This is a genomic window from Bradyrhizobium sp. UBA2491, assembly GCF_002341725.1.
In the GTDB taxonomy this organism is placed as follows: domain Bacteria; phylum Pseudomonadota; class Alphaproteobacteria; order Rhizobiales; family Xanthobacteraceae; genus Bradyrhizobium.
Window position 1 is genome coordinate 64,305 of record NZ_DDOP01000023.1, and the last position, 16,071, is coordinate 80,375.

Sequence of the window (16,071 nt, forward strand, 5' to 3'; positions counted from 1 at the left end):
CCCTCAGGCGCGCCGGATCGTCGCCGGGGCCTCGACGTCAGCCGCCGCATTGAGCTCCTTGTCGATCTGCTCGATCGACTTGCCGCGGGTCTCGAGCCCGAAGAGCAGATAGACCGCGCCGGCCATCAGGAACCAGCAACCGAGATAGACGAAGGCGGTCGGAATCTGGGTCAGCGGCACGTCCGGCTTGAGATAATTGTTCGAGCCGACGATCAGGGCAAGGCCGACCGGGCCGATGATCTTGCCGATGCCGCCGAAGCCGTAGGCCGACCCCATGCCGGTGGTGCGCAGATGCGAAGGCCAGACCTCCGCCGCATACGGACCGACGATCGCAAAGCCGCCGTCCGCGAAGAAGAAGGCTGCACCGAGCAGCAGCCAGAATGCCGACATCCCGAACAGCGTCGCGTCGTAGTGATAGCCGGCAATGATCGTCAACGCCCCGGCGCCGAGGCCGAGCAGGCCGCCGGCGACGCGCCGCCCCAGCAGCTCGGAGAATCAGGAGAACGAGATGCGGCCGAGGAAGCCGGTGACGCTGAGCAGGATCATCATCTTGGCGGCCTCCTGCGGCGTCACCTTCAGCAACAACACGAACAGCGCGGGCGCCCACAGCGTGATGCCATAGACGCCGGTCTGCGCCCCGGCGTTGCCGAGCCAGGAGACGATCAGGCTGCGCGGATATTTGAACAGGTCGAACCAGCTCGTCTTGACGACCGGACCGGCGTCGGCGGCGCTCGGCAAGGGCAGTTCGGACGGCTCGACCTGCAAGGCCCAGGCGAGCGACCTGCGCGCTTCGTCATAGCGTCCTTGCCGGCACAGCCAGCGCGGCGACTCCGGGACCCAGAGCCTGACCAGCAGCACCAGCACCGCCGGCAGCACGCCGATCGCAAACAGCAGCCGCCACTGGTCGGTACCCATGATCGCTCCCAGCACCGCGCCGAGACCGACACCGAGCGGGATCACGCAGGTGACGAGCCCGCCGACCCAGCCACGCTTGTGCGAGGGCATGAATTCCTGCACCAGCGGCAGGTCGACACAATAAAGGCCGCCAACGCCAGTGCCGACGAAGAAGCGCAGGATCGCCAGATAGACCCAGCCATTGTCGGGGGTGAAGTAGAGCAGGCCGGTCGCGATCGAGAAGTTCAGCACGGTGCCGATGAAGACGACACGGCGTCCGATCCGGTCGGCGAGCCAACCCCAGAGATAGGCGCCGACGATGGCGCCGATGCCGGAACTCATCAGCACGGTGGCCGACTGGCCGAAGGTGAGTTTCCACGGACCGATCAGGAATGCGAGCACGAAGCCGATCAGGAAGTAGTCGAAGAATTCCAGCGCATCGCCGATGATGGCCGCCGCAAGGATCTTGATTTGGTTGCCGGTCAGAGTCGTCCGGCGATCGAGAATCTCGAACATGGCGCGTCTCCCCATGGCGCCAGTTCATTGTTGTTCGGAGCGAGCGTCGCGCCAGCGCATCGCTGATGGAAGGAGGCTATCCTCCCGCGCTTGCGACCGACAAGCCCGGGCCGACGCGGGGCTCGTCTGCACCGACGCGATAAGCAATTCGGCTTACTGCCGCGCACAAATCGCGGTGCGAAAACCCGATGCGAGCCGCCGGAGCCGTTGACTCCCGCGGGGCCGATCCTCAAGGGTTTGCCTCGGGGAAATGCTGAGGGGCATACTGGATGGACGAGAAGCGCAGGCATCCGCGAACCGAGGTCAATGAACCCGGCTATGTCTCGTCGGGCGGTTCGGTCATGCATTGCACGATCGTGAACATTTCGCCGGAAGGAGCGGCCATCGAAGTCGAGAATCCCGCCTTCGTCCCGCATCGCTTCCGCCTGGTGAGGGCCAACGACGCCTCGGTTGTCTACGAATGCCAGGTGATCTGGAGCAAGAAGACGCGGATTGGCCTGAGCTTCGTGCCGACGGCCTGAGCATGCCACACCGGTTCCGACCACGTTCCGAATAGCCTCGACCGGCCTGTCACGCGTCCTTCGCGCGGCCTGACGCGGCGCAAAAAAAAGACGGCTCCGCGCTTGCGCGCCGAAGCCGTCTGGGATGGTCGTTTGCCGATTACGAACACCGCTTCAACGCGAGGCCGACGGCTTCGTTCCGGGTGGCTTGGAAAATCTGTCCGGGCCGGTGTCAGCGCCACATGCCACGCATCCGGGCACCGATGTCGATCGGCGGTGCCCGATTGGCGGATGAAGCCTGTCCGGCGGCGGCGCGCGGCCAGGTGGTCCGCTCGAATATCGGAAGCAGCCGCTCCGGGATAAAGCGGGTGCGCGAGGCGTACATGTGGCGGTCGCCTTTGGCGGCCTGGCCGTGGACGAAAAAGCGCTGCGGCACCATGAGATGCAGATCATCCTTGGCCCGGGTCATTGCGACATAGAGCAGGCGCCGCTCTTCCTCGAGCTCGGCTGATGTGCCGGCACCGAGGTCGGACGGCATGCAGCCGTCGACGACGTTGAGCACATAGACCGATTTCCACTCCTGCCCCTTGGCGGAGTGGATCGTCGACAGGATCAGATAATCTTCGTCGAGCAGCGGCACGCCGGCCTGGTCGCTGGTCGCGTCGGGCGGATCGAGTGTGAGCTCGGTGAGGAAGCGCTCGCGTGACGGATAGCCGGCGGCGATCTGTTCGAGTTGAATGAGGTCGGCGCGGCGAACTTCGCTGTCCTCGTGAATGCGGTCGAGATGCGGCTCGTACCAAAGCCGGGCGCGCTCGATGTCGACAGGCCATTCAGAGTAGCGGAGGTTCTCGATCGCCTCGACGAACAACCGCCAGTCGGCGCCTGCACGGGGCGGCGCGGGCAGCGCCGTGAGCGCGGCGATCGGATCGGCGGCTTCGGCCATGCGGTCGAGCACGCGCTGCGCGGAGGCCGGCCCGACGCCGGGCAGCAGATGCAGGATACGAAAGCCGGCGACCCGGTCGCGCGGATTGGCGGTGAAGCGCAGCAGCGCCAGCATGTCCTTGACGTGCGCGGCATCGAGGAATTTAAGGCCGCCGAATTTCACGAATGGGATGTTGCGGCGGGTCAGCTCGACCTCGAGCGGGCCGCTGTGCGACGAGGTGCGGAACAGCACGGCCTGGTGCTTCAACAGCGCGCCTTCCTCACGGTTCGCCAGCACCTGCTCGACGATGTAGCGGGCCTGATCGGCCTCGTCGCGCACCGTCACGAGCAGCGGCTTGCGGGTCGAGGTGCGGTCGGTCCACAGGTTCTTGGTGAAGCGTTCCTTGGCGAGCGAGATCACGCCATTGGCCGCCGACAGGATCGGCTGCGTCGAGCGATAATTGCGGTCGAGCGTGACGATCTCAGCCGCCGGGCTGAACTGGTTCGGGAAGTCGAGGATATTGCGCACCGTGGCGGCGCGGAATGAATAGATCGACTGCGCGTCGTCGCCGACCACGGTCAGTCCGCGCCCTCCGGGCTTGAGCGCGAGCAGGATCGAGGACTGCAAGCGGTTGGTGTCCTGATATTCGTCGACCATCACATGGTCGAAACGGCCGCCGATCTCTTCGGCCAGCGCCGTGTCCGTCACCATCTGTGCCCAGTAGAGCAGCAGGTCGTCGTAATCGAGCACGCTCTGCCGCTGCTTGGCTTCGACATAGGCCCCGAACAGCTGTTTCAATTGATCAGCCCAGCCGGAGCACCAAGGAAAGAACTGGCCGAGCACGGCCTCGATCAGCATCTCCGCGTTCACGCAGCGCGAATAGATCGCAAGGCAGGTGCCCTTGGTGGGGAACCGGCTTTCGGTGCGTGAGAAACCAAGATCGTGGCGGACCAGATTCATCAGATCGGCGGAGTCCTCGCGATCATGGATCGTGAACGCCGGGTCGAGGGCGATGCGTTCCGCGAATTCGCGCAACAGCCGCGCGCCGATGCCGTGGAACGTGCCGGTCCAGTTCAGCGCGTCGGTCATGACGGAGGCGCGGTCACCGAGCACCCGCCGTGCGATGCGCGCGACGCGGCCAGCCATCTCGGCGGCCGCGCGGCGCGAAAAGGTCATCAACAGGATACGACGCGGATCGGCGCCTGCGACGATCAGATGCGCGACACGGTGGGCGAGCGTATTGGTCTTGCCGGAGCCAGCGCCGGCGATCACCAGCAGCGGGGCGCCGACGGTGCAATCCTTGCCGACCCCGTGCTCAACGGCGCGGCGTTGCTCGGAGTTGAGCGCATCGAGATAGGCTGTGTTGGCTGGATCAGGCACGAATCACCCCCACGAAACGCTAACAGACATTGCGATTCAGAGGGGCGAACACGCCGGGGTGTGGGCCGAGAAATTAGATTGACATTAACGCGGTGCGGAGCACAACCGCGCCATGGGTGATGTTTATGGGTGAAGTATCCAAATCCGACACGCCGCTGAAGGCGACGTTCAAGGTGCGGCTGAACGGCGAGACGGTAACGCTCGCGACCGTCGGCCAGGCCTACCGCTTCATCAGCAATCTCAGTGCTGTCGAATGGATGGAGTTCCGCTCGCTGCATGGCGACGCCGTGGCTGCGTTGGAGAGAGCGGCCGGCAATGCCATGCTGACGGTGCAGGCGACGAATGCGCTGCGGACGCTGTTCGTCCGCGCAAAATTGCTTTGAAAAGACAAGATTGCCTTGAAAAGAAATGGGCCGCCTTGGCCCTCCGAGGCGGCCCGAGAGTGCGGCCAAAGCGTATCAGCGCCCAGCCGTCGCGTGTACCGCCGTTACCTTGTTTGCGGCCATAACGACCAGCGCGTTACGCAACGGCCGTCGATTCGGCTGTAGCTGCCACGCCACAATCACAAGCCAAGGTCGTCGACGAGGCGGTCATACACAAGGGCAGAGCGGAGATTCATGGTCGCGATCTTCAGATAGCTGGGTTCGCGCATGGCGTTGTTGAACATCATGATCGCCGACTTCCAATAACCGCGCTCGCGCTGATCAACATTGAGCTTGGACAGGTAGTCCGCGGCGTCGCCGACGGTCGCGAGCGTTCGTCCATCCTTCAGCGTGATCGTGAACGCAAGCGGCGATCGCTTCTCCAGCTCCAGCACGTGGGCCCCCCAAAGGCAAAGCAGCAACAGCAATAATGAAACAACCAACTGTGCCGCTATATCAAAGCCTAAAGTGGGTGTCCGGACCGAACCGCATGCGCGGCCCGGAATTCAGAATGAGTCCGCAAGCGCGATCTCGGCCCTCAGGGCATCGATGCGTCGTTCCGCTTCCTCTGACGTCAGGTCGCGCGCGTACTGGTTTGGCTGGTAGGCCTCCTCGGCGAGGCTCCTCAACCGCAACGCCTGGGCGCGGCTCATCAGACCGCTCATGCGCTCTGCAACCCCGCCAAATCTCACCGCTGCCATGCTCATCGCTCACCTCGCTTGCCGGATCGTGACTTGACAATATGTTCTATTTTTGTTCTAACAAGCCATGGACAACAAAATCAATGAAATTCGGCGTCGGATCAGCACCTTGCGGGCGGAAATGACCCTGGTCGAGGCAACGATCCGGGATCAGGTCAATCACGATCTTGATTGCACTGAAGCGTCCTATCGACTGCTCGCGATGCGCGCAGAAGTGGCTGAATTGATCGGCCGGTGGAGGGCGGCCGGCGGCGGCGATCGGCTCCCGACGGTCCGGGAGCGGCTGAGCCGAAGCTACGGGGATCGCCCGGTAGCGCCGGCAAAATCAGACAAGGCCAAACCCGTGCCGGGCCAGGAGAGCGCCAAGGTGCGCCCCGAACGGCCGGTCGACAGGGTCTGAGGGAAACGCGGATCGCGCCCAAATGAGGTTTCGGGGCAGGAACCCGATCCGCAGGATCTGCATTTTGTTGTGGTGAGAGCCAACACCACAGCATCGCCCAGCGCCATGATCGCCGACCCGACCGCGCCGCCGCGGGTATCGATGAATGACGATCGCAGTCCGCTGTTGACGCTGATCTCCTGCGTCAGCTGCATCAGGACGATGCGGCTCGAGAGCAGTCATCCGGGCAGCGAGGGCAGGGATATTCTCCAATACCGCTGCGAACAATGCAGCCACATCGAGCGGGTGCAATTGGTGCGGCGAAGCTGGCCAGCGGACCGCTAGTCTTTCGATCGTGAATCAAGATCGTACAATCGGCGCGAGCATGCGGGTGGCGTCGTCAACCAGCTCTTCAGCCCGCAAGAGAGATTTGCATTCGCGGCGAACATGCTTCGTTTTCGTCGCTTCGAATCCTTAACCATCGCCACACACGCAATGTTGCAGGCGAATGACGAGCAACGGGAGCGCTGATCAGGTTCAGCGAAAAAGTTCCACCATTGGTTGGAACTTTTGGTTCCGGTCGCGATTAACGCACTCGGTTTGCGTCACAAATCGCGGTTTTGACGTTTTCCCGCTTGAATACATCTAGGGCAATCATTCTTATGACCACACTGGCTGCTCCGAGTCCCTGGATTCGCGGCCAGCGCGTAGGGGAAATTTCATGACCGATCTCGGTTCGCCGCCTCGTCCCCGTGCTCAGACACGCCGCGGCCAACCATCGAACGAAAGCCTCGATTCCTCGCACGATCTGCTGCAATCCCTGCAGGCGATGCGCGGTGGCGACTTCTCGGTACGGATGCGTGGCGACTATCTCGGCATCGACGGCAAGATCGCGGATGCCTTCAATGAAATCGCTGCGGCGAACGAGCGCATGGCGCAGCAATTGGCGCGCGTCGGCCAAGTCGTCGGCCGCGAGGGGCAAACCCGCCAGCGCGTCAATTTCGGCCTCGCCAGCGGCGCCTGGGCTGACATGGAAAGTTCGGTCAACACCCTGATCGACGATCTGTTGTGGCCGACCCGCGAAGTGACCCGCGCGGTGGCGGCGGTGGCGCAGGGCGACCTGCTGCAAACCGTGCAGCTCGACGTCGAGGGCCGGCCGCTGCGCGGCGAATTCCTGCAATCGGCCAACATCGTCAACACGATGATCAAGCAACTCTCGGTGTTCACCTCGGAGGTCACGCGCGTGGCCCGCGAAGTCGGCACCGAGGGCAAGCTCGGCGGCCAGGCCCAGGTGCCGGAGGTGACCGGCGTCTGGAAGGACCTGACCGAGAGCGTCAACTCGATGGCCAACAATTTGACCGGCCAAGTCCGCAACATCGCCGAGGTGACGATCGCGGTTGCCAACGGCGACCTGTCCAAGAAGATCACGGTCGACGTCCGCGGCGAGATCCTGCAGCTGAAGGAAGCCATCAACACGATGGTCGATCAGCTGCGTTCATTCGCCTCCGAAGTGACGCGCGTGGCGCGCGAGGTCGGCACCGACGGCAAGCTCGGCGGCCAGGCCATCGTGCCCGGCGTCGCCGGCACCTGGAAGGATCTGACCGACTCGGTGAATGCGATGTGCGGCAACCTGACCGCCCAGGTCCGCAACATCGCCAACGTCACCACGGCGGTGGCGCGCGGCGACCTGTCGCGCAAGATCACGGTCGACGTCAGCGGCGAGATCCTCGAGCTGAAGGACACCATCAACACGATGGTCGACCAGCTCAACTCGTTCGCCTCGGAAGTGACCCGCGTGGCGCGCGAAGTCGGCACCGAGGGCAAGCTCGGCGGCCAGGCCCAGGTGCCGGGCGTCGCCGGCACCTGGAAGGACCTGACCGACAACGTCAACTTCATGGCATCGAACCTGACCGCGCAGGTTCGCAACATCGCCGAGGTCGCGAGCGCGATCGCCGGCGGCGACCTGTCGAAGAAGATCACGGTGAACGTGTCGGGCGAAATCCTTCAGCTGAAGGAAACGCTCAACACCATGGTGGACCAGCTCAACGCCTTCGCCTCGGAAGTGACGCGCGTGGCGCGCGAGGTCGGTACCGAGGGCAAGCTCGGCGGCCAGGCCAATGTGCTCGGCGTCGCGGGCACCTGGAAGGACCTGACCGACAACGTCAACTTCATGGCGTCGAACCTGACCGCCCAGGTCCGCAATATCGCGGGCGTCACCACCGCCGTTGCCAATGGCGACCTGTCGAAGAAGATCACGGTCGACGTGCGCGGCGAGATCCTCGAGCTGAAGGACACCATCAACACGATGGTCGACCAGCTCAACGCCTTCGCCGGCGAGGTGACGCGCGTCGCGCGCGAGGTCGGCACCGAAGGCAAGCTCGGCGGCCAGGCCGAAGTGCGCGGCGTCGCCGGCACCTGGAAGGACCTGACCGACAGCGTCAACTCGATGGCGTCGAACCTGACCGCCCAGGTCCGCAACATTGCCGAGGTCGCGACCGCGGTGGCGAAGGGCGACCTGTCGAAGAAGATCACGGTGAACGTGTCGGGCGAAATCCTTCAGCTGAAGGAAACGCTGAACACGATGGTGGACCAGCTCAACGCCTTCGCGGGCGAAGTGACGCGCGTGGCGCGCGAGGTCGGCACCGACGGCAAGCTCGGCGGCCAGGCCGAGGTGCCCGGCGTCGCCGGCACCTGGAAGGATCTGACCGACAGCGTCAATTCGATGGCCGGCAATCTGACCGCGCAGGTCCGCAACATCGCCGAGGTCGCGACCGCGATCGCCGGCGGCGACCTGTCGCGCAAGATCACGGTCGACGTGCGCGGCGAGATCCTTCAGCTGAAGGAAACGCTCAACACGATGGTCGACCAGCTCAACCGCTTCGCGGGCGAGGTGACGCGCGTGGCGCGCGAGGTCGGTACCGACGGCAGCCTCGGCGGCCAGGCCAACGTGCCCGGCGTTGCCGGCACCTGGAAGGACCTCACTGATAACGTCAACTCGATGGCCGGCAACCTCACGGCCCAGGTCCGCAACATCGCCGAGGTGACCACCGCGGTGGCGCGCGGCGACCTGTCGCGCAAGATCACGGTCGACGTGAAGGGCGAGATCCTCGAGCTGAAGAACACCATCAACACGATGGTCGACCAGCTCAACGCCTTCGCCGGCGAGGTGACGCGCGTGGCGCGCGAGGTCGGCACCGAAGGCAAGCTCGGCGGCCAGGCCGAGGTGCCCGGCGTCGCCGGCACCTGGAAGGACCTGACCGACAACGTCAACTTCATGGCGTCGAACCTGACCGCGCAGGTCCGCAACATCGCCGAGGTGGCGAGCGCGATCGCCGGCGGCGACCTCTCGAAGAAGATCACGGTGGACGTCCGCGGTGAGATCCTGCTGCTCAAGGACACCCTGAACACGATGGTCGAGCAGCTGCGCTCGTTCGCCGCCGAAGTGACGCGCGTGGCGCGCGAGGTCGGTACCGAAGGGCGGCTGGGCGGCCAGGCCGTGGTGCCCGGCGTCGGCGGCACCTGGAAGGATCTCACCGACAACGTCAACCTGCTGGCTGCGAACCTGACGACGCAAGTCCGCAACATCGCCGAGGTGACCACGGCGGTGGCGCGCGGCGACTTGTCGCGCAAGATCACGGTCGACGTGAAGGGCGAAATCCTCGAGTTGAAGAACACCATCAACACGATGGTCGATCAGCTCAACGCCTTCGCCGGCGAGGTGACGCGCGTGGCGCGCGAAGTCGGCACCGAGGGCAAGCTCGGCGGTCAGGCCGAGGTGCGCGGCGTCGCCGGCACCTGGAAGGATCTCACCGACACCGTCAACGTGATGGCGGCGAACCTGACCGAGCAGGTGCGTGGCATCGTCAAGGTGGTGACCGCGGTCGCCAACGGCGACCTGAAGCAGAACCTGACCGTGAAGTCGAAAGGCGAGGTGGCCGCGCTCGCCGACACCATCAACAACATGACCGAGACGCTCGCGACCTTCGCCGAACAGGTCACCAGCGTGGCGCGCGAGGTCGGCGTCGAGGGACGGCTCGGCGGTCAGGCCAACGTGCCCGGCACCGCCGGCACCTGGAAGGATCTGACCGGCAACGTCAATCTGCTGGCGGCCAACCTGACCTCACAGGTGCGCGCGATCGCCGAAGTGGCGACCGCCGTGACCAAGGGCGATCTGACGCGTTCGATCCAGGTCGACGTCCGCGGCGAAGTCGCCGAGCTCAAGGACAACATCAACACGATGATCGGCAACCTCCGTCTCACCACGGAGCGCAACACCGAGCAGGACTGGTTGAAGACCAATCTGGCGCGCTTCACCAACATGTTGCAGGGCCAGCGCGATCTTGCGACCGTGGGTCGTCTGCTGCTGACCGAGCTGGCGCCGCTGATCAACGCGCATATGGGCGTGATCTACCAGGTCGACAATCCGGAGAATGCGCAGTTGCGCCTGCTGTCGGCCTACGCCAGCGACAGCAGCAACCCGCATCCGCAGATCGTGCAGTTCGGCGAGGGATTGATCGGCCAGTGCGCGCTCGACAAGCGCCAGCGCCTGGTCGCGGATATCCCCCGCGATGCGGTGCCGATCAATTCGGCGCTGATGCGGATCATGCCGAAGAATCTCGTCGTGCTTCCGGTGCTGTTCGAGAACCAGGTCAAGGCCGTGATCGAGCTGTCCTCGGTCGCGTCGTTCACGACGTCGCAGATCACCTTCCTCGAGCAGCTGACCGACAGCATCGGCATCGTGCTCAACAGCATCGAAGCGACGATGCAGACCGAGGCGCTGCTCAAGCAGTCGCAGCAGCTCGCCGGTGAGTTGCAGACCCAGCAGAAGGAGTTGCAGCAGACCAACGACCAGCTCGAGCAGAAAGCCCAGCAGCTCGCCGAGCGCAATGTCGACGTCGAGCGCAAGAACCAGGAGATCGAGCAGGCGCGGCGCGCGCTGGAAGAGAAGGCGACCGAGCTGTCGTTGACCTCGAAGTACAAGTCCGAGTTCCTCGCCAACATGTCGCACGAATTGCGGACGCCGCTGAACTCGATCCTGATCCTGGGCCAGCAGCTCACGGAAAATCCGGACGGCAATCTGACCGGCAAGCAGGTCGAATTCGCCCGCACCATCCACGGCGCCGGCACCGACCTGCTGAACCTGATCAGCGATATTCTCGATCTGTCCAAGATCGAGTCCGGCACTGTCACGGTCGATGCCGAGGAGATTCTCACCTCGAGCCTGCTCGAGACCGTCGGGCGGCCGTTCCGGCACGAGGCGGAGAACCGGCATCTGTCGTTCAGCATCGACGTCGATGCCAACCTCGCGCGCAGCATGGTCACCGATTCCAAGCGGCTGCAGCAGGTGCTGAAGAACCTGCTGTCGAATGCGTTCAAGTTCACCGCCGATGGCGGCGTCAGCCTGACCGTGTCGGCCGCGCTCGGCGGCTGGAGCGCGGAGCATCCGATCCTCAACGCCGCGCCCGCCGTCGTGGCGTTCGAAGTATCGGACACCGGTATCGGCATTCCCCAGGACAAGCAGAAGCTGATCTTCGAGGCGTTCCAGCAGGCCGATGCCGGCACCAGCCGCAAGTATGGCGGCACCGGTCTCGGGCTTGCCATCAGCCGCGAACTGGCGGGCCTGCTCGGGGGCGAAATCCATCTGCGCAGCGCGCCGGGCAGGGGCTCGACTTTCATACTTTATCTGCCGTTGAAATATGCCGGGCCGTCGGCGGGGCTGCGCCCGCAGCCTCAATCGGCGCCGATGCCGCACAGTCCGGCGCCGTCGCTGCAAGCATCGGGCGTACAGGAGCGCGCGATCGAGCAGCTTCCTGACGACCGGCTCGACCTCGAGCCCGGCGACACCATTCTGCTGATCGTCGAGGACGATCCGCATTACGCGCGGGTCCTGATCGATCTGGCGCGCGACAAGGGCTTCAAGGTGCTGGTCGCCAGCCGCGGCGCCGAGGCGCTCGATCTGGCCAAGCAGTTCCAGCCGAGCGCGGTCTCGCTCGATGTGTTCCTGCCCGACATGCTCGGCTGGAGCGTCCTGAGCCAGCTCAAGCACAATCCGCTGACCCGTCACATTCCGGTCCAGATCATCACGCTGGACGAAGACCGGCAGCATGCGCTGGCGCGCGGCGCCTTCTCGTTCGTCAACAAGCCGACCACGACCGAGGGCGTCAGCGCGGCATTATCGCAGATCAAGGAGTATGCGCGACCGCGCCGCAAGCGTCTGCTGATCGTGGAGGACAACGCCGCGGAGCAGCTCAGCATCACCGAATTGCTTGGCCACGAAGATATCGAGATCGTGACCAGCGGCACCGGGGCAGGGGCCCTGTCGACGCTGCGCGAAAATCCTTGCGATTGCGTCGTGCTCGACCTTCGGCTGCCCGACATGAGCGGTTTCGAGGTGCTGGATCAGATCCGCAAGGATGAGACGCTGTCCAGTGTTCCCGTTGTCGTGTTCACGGGTCGGGAACTTTCAGCCGAAGAGGACGCGGAACTGCATACGATGGCGCGCAGCATCGTCGTCAAGGGTGTGGAGTCGCCGGAACGGCTGCTCGACGAAACGTCACTGTTCCTGCACCGTGTGATCACGGAATTGCCTGCCGAAAAACAAAGGATGCTGGAGAAGCTCAATAGTTCCGACGAAGACCTGATCGGCAAGACAGCACTGCTGGTCGACGACGACGCGCGCAACATCTTCGCGCTATCGAGCGTGCTGGAACGGCGAGGTATGAAGGTGCTGACTGCGACAACCGGTCACGAGGCGATCTCGCTGGTCGAATCCAACCCGAAGATCGCGATCGTGCTGATGGACATCATGATGCCGCAGATGGACGGTTACCAGACCATCGGCGCGATCCGGCAAAACCCCGCCTTTGCGCGGTTGCCGATCATCGCGTTGACCGCGAAGGCGATGAAAGGCGACCGTGAGAAATGCCTGGAGGCAGGCGCATCCGACTATCTGGCGAAACCCGTCAACACCGAGCAACTGCTGCTGGCGATCCGCATGTGGCTGCACCGCTGATCGGCGATCGAACATGATGGACCACGAAAAAGTAAACATCCTTCTGGTCGATGACCAGCCGGCGAAGCTGCTGGCCTACGAGGTCATCCTGAAGGAGCTGGGCGAGACGCTGGTCGCGGCATCGTCGGGCCGCGAGGCGCTCGAGTTCCTGCTCAAGAACGAAGTCGCGGTCATCCTGGTCGATGTCTGCATGCCCGAACTCGACGGCTTCGAGCTTGCGGCGATGATCCGCGAGCACCCGCGTTTTCAGAAGACCGCGATGATCTTCATCTCGGCCATCCAGGTCAGCGACATCGACCGGCTGCGTGGCTACGAGATGGGCGCGGTCGATTACGTGCCCGTGCCGGTCGTGCCCGAGGTGCTGCGGGCAAAGATCCGCGTGTTCGCCGAACTCTACCGCAAGACACGGCAACTCGAACGCCTCAATGCCGAGCTCGAGGACCGGGTACGTGCGCGAACCGCCGAACTCGAGCAGTCGACCACGCGCCTGGTCGAGAGCGAGGCCCGCCGCAGCATGGCGATTGCCGCGGGCAAGATGGGCTCGTGGGACTGGGACTGGGTCAACGGCGACTGGATGTGGGACGAAGGCCAGTACAAGATCTGCGGCGTCGATCCGAAGTCCTTCGCGCTGACCTCGGAGAATATCCAGGGGCTGTTTCACCCCGACGATGTCGAAGAGTTGCGGCAAGCCTGGGCCGGGTTCGGCAAGGGCCAGACATCCTACGAAGCCGAATTCCGCGTGATGCGGCCGGATGGCGAGGTGCGCTGGTGCGTCGGCACGGCGGCGGCCACCAGCGACCGGAGCGGCAAGGTGGTGCGGGTGAGCGGCGTCACCGTCGACATCACCGACCGCAAGAAGGCCGAGGAGCGGCAGAGCCTCTTGACCCGCGAGGTCGATCATCGCGCCAAGAATGCGCTCGCACTCGCGCAATCGATCGTGCGGCTGACACGGGCGCAGAACGTGACCGCCTATGTGCGGGCGGTCGAGGGCCGGATCACGGCGCTGGCGCGCGTCCACACCGTGCTGTCGCTGTCGAGCTGGCAGGGAGCGGAAATCCGGCGGCTGGTGACCGAGGAGATCGCACCCTATTCGGAGGCCGGACAGATCCAGATCGATGGCGGCGAGGTGCAGTTGCAGCCCGCGACCGCGCAGACGCTGGCGCTCGCACTGCATGAACTCGTCACCAACTCCGCCAAATATGGCAGCCTGTCGGTGCTGCCGGGCCGGCTCGCGATCACCTGGGAGGTGCATGACGATACGCTGATCCTGGTGTGGGTGGAATCCGGCGGGCCGCCGGTGACCAAGCCGAAGCAGAAGGGGTTCGGCACCAGGAGCGTGATCGCCAGCATCGAGACCCAGCTCGGCGGACGGGCCGATTTCGATTGGCGCGCCGAGGGCCTGATTTGCCGGCTTACGGTACCTCTCAAGGCGCTCGTCGGAGAGACGACGGCCTACCGCGATCTGTCGGCGGCCGCGCGCAAGCCGATGATCAGTTCCAGGGCTGTGTAGCCGCAGCCAAGTCGACGGGCTGCTCGCGGCATTTCGCGTGGAGCTGATCGAGCCACTCAAGCCCGATTGATGCAGACGACATTGTGAACGCCGCCGGCGGTCGAACCGCGCTATCACCTGCCTGACCGACCCCATAAGAGGCGCATATGCCCAGGACCAATCTTGCCGGCGTGAGCATGTCGGTCGTTATTCTCGTCGCGATCGGCGTCACCCGATCGGGCGCCGAGCCCGTGCTGAAGGGGACGGAAGCCTTCGGCGATTGGCAGCGCGACAAGCCAGGCGTGGTCCGCTTGATCACGCCGCAGGACTTGCCGAAACCCGGGGCGACGGCCTCCAGCAGCAATTCCTCGCGCGTCGTGCCGCGACCTGCCTCGGCGGTGCCGCAGGTGCCGGCCGGTTTCAAGATCGAGCTGTTCGCCAGCGGCCTGAGCGGGCCGCGGATCATCCGTACCGCGCCGAATGGCGATATCTTCGTCGCGGAAACCAGCTCCGGCCGAATCCTCGTCTTGCGCAGCGGCGAGGGGGCCGCGAAGCGTCTGACCAACGAAGTCTACGCATCCGGACTGAACCGGCCGTTCGGCATCGCGTTCTTCCCGAACGGCGACAATCCGCAGTGGCTCTATGTCGCCAACACCGACAGCGTGGTGCGCTTTGCCTACCGCAACGGCGATCTCAAGGCGTCGGCAAAGCCCGAGACGATCGTCGCCCGCCTGCCGCATGGCTACGGCCATTCCACGCGCGACATCGTGTTCACACCGGACGACAAGCGGATGCTGGTGTCGGTGGGCTCCGCCGGCAACGCAGGCGAGGGCCTTGGCCGCCCGCCGGAAGGCATCGAGGCCTGGAGTCGCGATCGCGCGCTCGGTGCGGCCTGGGGAACCGAGACCGACCGCGCCGCGGTGCTCGCGTTCGATCCCGACGGCAAGAACCAGAAGCTGTTTGCCACCGGCATCCGCAATTGCGTCGGCCTTGCGATCCAGCCTGGAAGCGGCACGCCGTGGTGCTCGACCAATGAGCGCGACGGCCGCGGCGACAATCTGGTGCCTGACTATGTGACGCGGATCCGCGAGGGCGCGTTCTACGGCTGGCCCTGGTACTACATCGGCGCCAACGAAGACCCCGCGCATGCCGGAGAGCGGCCGGACCTGAAGGACAAGGTGACCGTTCCCGACGTCCTGTTGCAGGCCCACTCGGCCTCGCTCGGGCTGACTTTCTACACCGGCAGCAGCTTCCCGCCGGACTATCGCGGCGATGCCTTCGCCGCCGAGCACGGCTCGTGGAATCGGTCGAAGCGGACCGGCTACAAGGTCATTCGCATCAGACTGAAGAACGGCGTGCCGACCGGCGAGTACGAGGATTTCGTTACCGGCTTTGTGATCAGCGACAACGAGGTCTGGGGCCGTCCGGTCGGTGTCACCGTGGCGCGCGATGGTGCGTTGCTGGTCTCCGAAGACGGCAATGGCACGATCTGGCGCGTCAGCCGCGAGTAGTCGTGCGAGCCGCCTCTACCCAAGTCCATCCTTGAGGCCGTACTCCTCGTAGATCGTCAGGGGATTGGTATCCGGAAAAAGCCGGCACTTGGCCTGCGCCAGATGCAGCGTGACGGCTCCAGCCTCGCATCTCGCGGTCAGGAGCTTCCGGACATCCTCCATATGCGCACGCGGCTGATGCCTCGCCGGCAATTGTTCGAGGGCGACCAGCGCAGTCGCCAGGGCCTCCGTGACCACCCAATCGTCGTGCCCGGTAATTCCCTTTCGCGGCATCGCCACACCCTCCGTACCACCGGCTGCGGCATTGTAGCGCGAGATGGGTGGGGGCTGTCATCAAGCAACATG

Annotated in this window: 10 protein-coding genes and 1 pseudogene; 6 read left to right on the top strand and 5 right to left on the bottom strand. The window is 64.6% G+C overall.

Features of this window, described 5'->3' with window-relative positions:
• Window positions 1–3: 3 nt before the first annotated feature.
• A pseudogene (locus B2W55_RS07065) lies at window positions 4–1,425 on the bottom strand (MFS transporter).
• A gap of 254 nt (window positions 1,426–1,679) precedes the next feature.
• Between B2W55_RS07065 and B2W55_RS07070 the strand changes: the two are divergent.
• Window positions 1,680–1,931, top strand: a complete 252-nt coding sequence (locus B2W55_RS07070; RefSeq protein WP_024584077.1) for a PilZ domain-containing protein — start codon at window positions 1,680–1,682, stop codon at window positions 1,929–1,931.
• A gap of 211 nt (window positions 1,932–2,142) precedes the next feature.
• Here the strand turns inward: B2W55_RS07070 and B2W55_RS07075 are convergent, their stop codons facing one another.
• On the bottom strand, window positions 2,143–4,212 hold the full coding sequence (locus B2W55_RS07075) for an ATP-dependent helicase (RefSeq protein WP_024584078.1): 2,070 nt from the start codon (window positions 4,210–4,212) through the stop codon (window positions 2,143–2,145).
• Window positions 4,213–4,337: 125 nt separating this feature from the next.
• On the opposite strand from B2W55_RS07075, the gene B2W55_RS07080 reads away from it, so the two are divergent.
• The gene (locus tag B2W55_RS07080) at window positions 4,338–4,595 is read left to right on the top strand and encodes a hypothetical protein (RefSeq protein ID WP_024584079.1); all 258 of its coding nucleotides are present in this window, start codon (window positions 4,338–4,340) and stop codon (window positions 4,593–4,595) included.
• 179 nt (window positions 4,596–4,774) lie between these two features.
• Here B2W55_RS07080 and B2W55_RS07085 read toward each other — a convergent pair whose 3' ends face one another.
• Together B2W55_RS07085 and B2W55_RS07090 are read right to left on the bottom strand one after the other, a co-directional pair.
• Window positions 4,775–5,029: a hypothetical protein gene (locus B2W55_RS07085; protein WP_024584080.1), complete on the bottom strand. Its 255-nt coding sequence runs from the start codon at window positions 5,027–5,029 to the stop codon at window positions 4,775–4,777.
• Between the two features lie 111 nt (window positions 5,030–5,140).
• Window positions 5,141–5,287 (bottom strand): DUF3072 domain-containing protein, encoded by a 147-nt coding sequence (locus B2W55_RS07090; RefSeq protein ID WP_074127167.1) that lies wholly within the window; start codon window positions 5,285–5,287, stop codon window positions 5,141–5,143.
• Between the two features lie 115 nt (window positions 5,288–5,402).
• Here B2W55_RS07090 and B2W55_RS07095 point away from each other — a divergent pair, with 115 nt between their 5' ends.
• From B2W55_RS07095 to B2W55_RS07110, 4 genes are all read left to right on the top strand, one after another.
• On the top strand, window positions 5,403–5,735 hold the full coding sequence (locus B2W55_RS07095; protein WP_035636842.1) for a hypothetical protein: 333 nt from the start codon (window positions 5,403–5,405) through the stop codon (window positions 5,733–5,735).
• A 700-nt stretch (window positions 5,736–6,435) separates the two neighbouring features.
• Window positions 6,436–12,726, top strand: a complete 6,291-nt coding sequence (locus B2W55_RS07100) for a HAMP domain-containing protein (RefSeq protein WP_024584083.1) — start codon at window positions 6,436–6,438, stop codon at window positions 12,724–12,726.
• A gap of 16 nt (window positions 12,727–12,742) precedes the next feature.
• A complete protein-coding gene (locus B2W55_RS07105) occupies window positions 12,743–14,236 on the top strand; it encodes a sensor histidine kinase (RefSeq protein ID WP_024584084.1) in 1,494 nt (497 codons plus the stop codon).
• A gap of 146 nt (window positions 14,237–14,382) precedes the next feature.
• Window positions 14,383–15,726: a PQQ-dependent sugar dehydrogenase gene (locus B2W55_RS07110; protein WP_024584085.1), complete on the top strand. Its 1,344-nt coding sequence runs from the start codon at window positions 14,383–14,385 to the stop codon at window positions 15,724–15,726.
• A gap of 15 nt (window positions 15,727–15,741) precedes the next feature.
• Here the strand turns inward: B2W55_RS07110 and B2W55_RS07115 are convergent, their stop codons facing one another.
• Window positions 15,742–15,999 carry a hypothetical protein gene (locus tag B2W55_RS07115; protein ID WP_024584086.1) on the bottom strand — a complete coding sequence of 86 codons (258 nt, stop codon included), beginning with the start codon at window positions 15,997–15,999 and terminating at the stop codon, window positions 15,742–15,744.
• Window positions 16,000–16,071: the final 72 nt, after the last annotated feature.

Excerpts from the sequence above, each read along its gene's own strand:
- B2W55_RS07070 (WP_024584077.1), top strand. The coding sequence starts at position 1,680 with ATGGACGAGAAGCGCAGGCATCCGCGAACCGAGGTCAATGAACCCGGC.
- B2W55_RS07080 (WP_024584079.1), top strand. The coding sequence starts at position 4,338 with ATGGGTGAAGTATCCAAATCCGACACGCCGCTGAAGGCGACGTTCAAG.
- B2W55_RS07090 (WP_074127167.1), bottom strand. The coding sequence starts at position 5,287 with ATGAGCCGCGCCCAGGCGTTGCGGTTGAGGAGCCTCGCCGAGGAGGCC.
- B2W55_RS07095 (WP_035636842.1), top strand. The coding sequence starts at position 5,403 with ATGGACAACAAAATCAATGAAATTCGGCGTCGGATCAGCACCTTGCGG.
- B2W55_RS07100 (WP_024584083.1), top strand. The coding sequence starts at position 6,436 with ATGACCGATCTCGGTTCGCCGCCTCGTCCCCGTGCTCAGACACGCCGC.
- B2W55_RS07105 (WP_024584084.1), top strand. The coding sequence starts at position 12,743 with ATGGACCACGAAAAAGTAAACATCCTTCTGGTCGATGACCAGCCGGCG.
- B2W55_RS07110 (WP_024584085.1), top strand. The coding sequence starts at position 14,383 with ATGCCCAGGACCAATCTTGCCGGCGTGAGCATGTCGGTCGTTATTCTC.
- B2W55_RS07115 (WP_024584086.1), bottom strand. The coding sequence starts at position 15,999 with ATGCCGCGAAAGGGAATTACCGGGCACGACGATTGGGTGGTCACGGAG.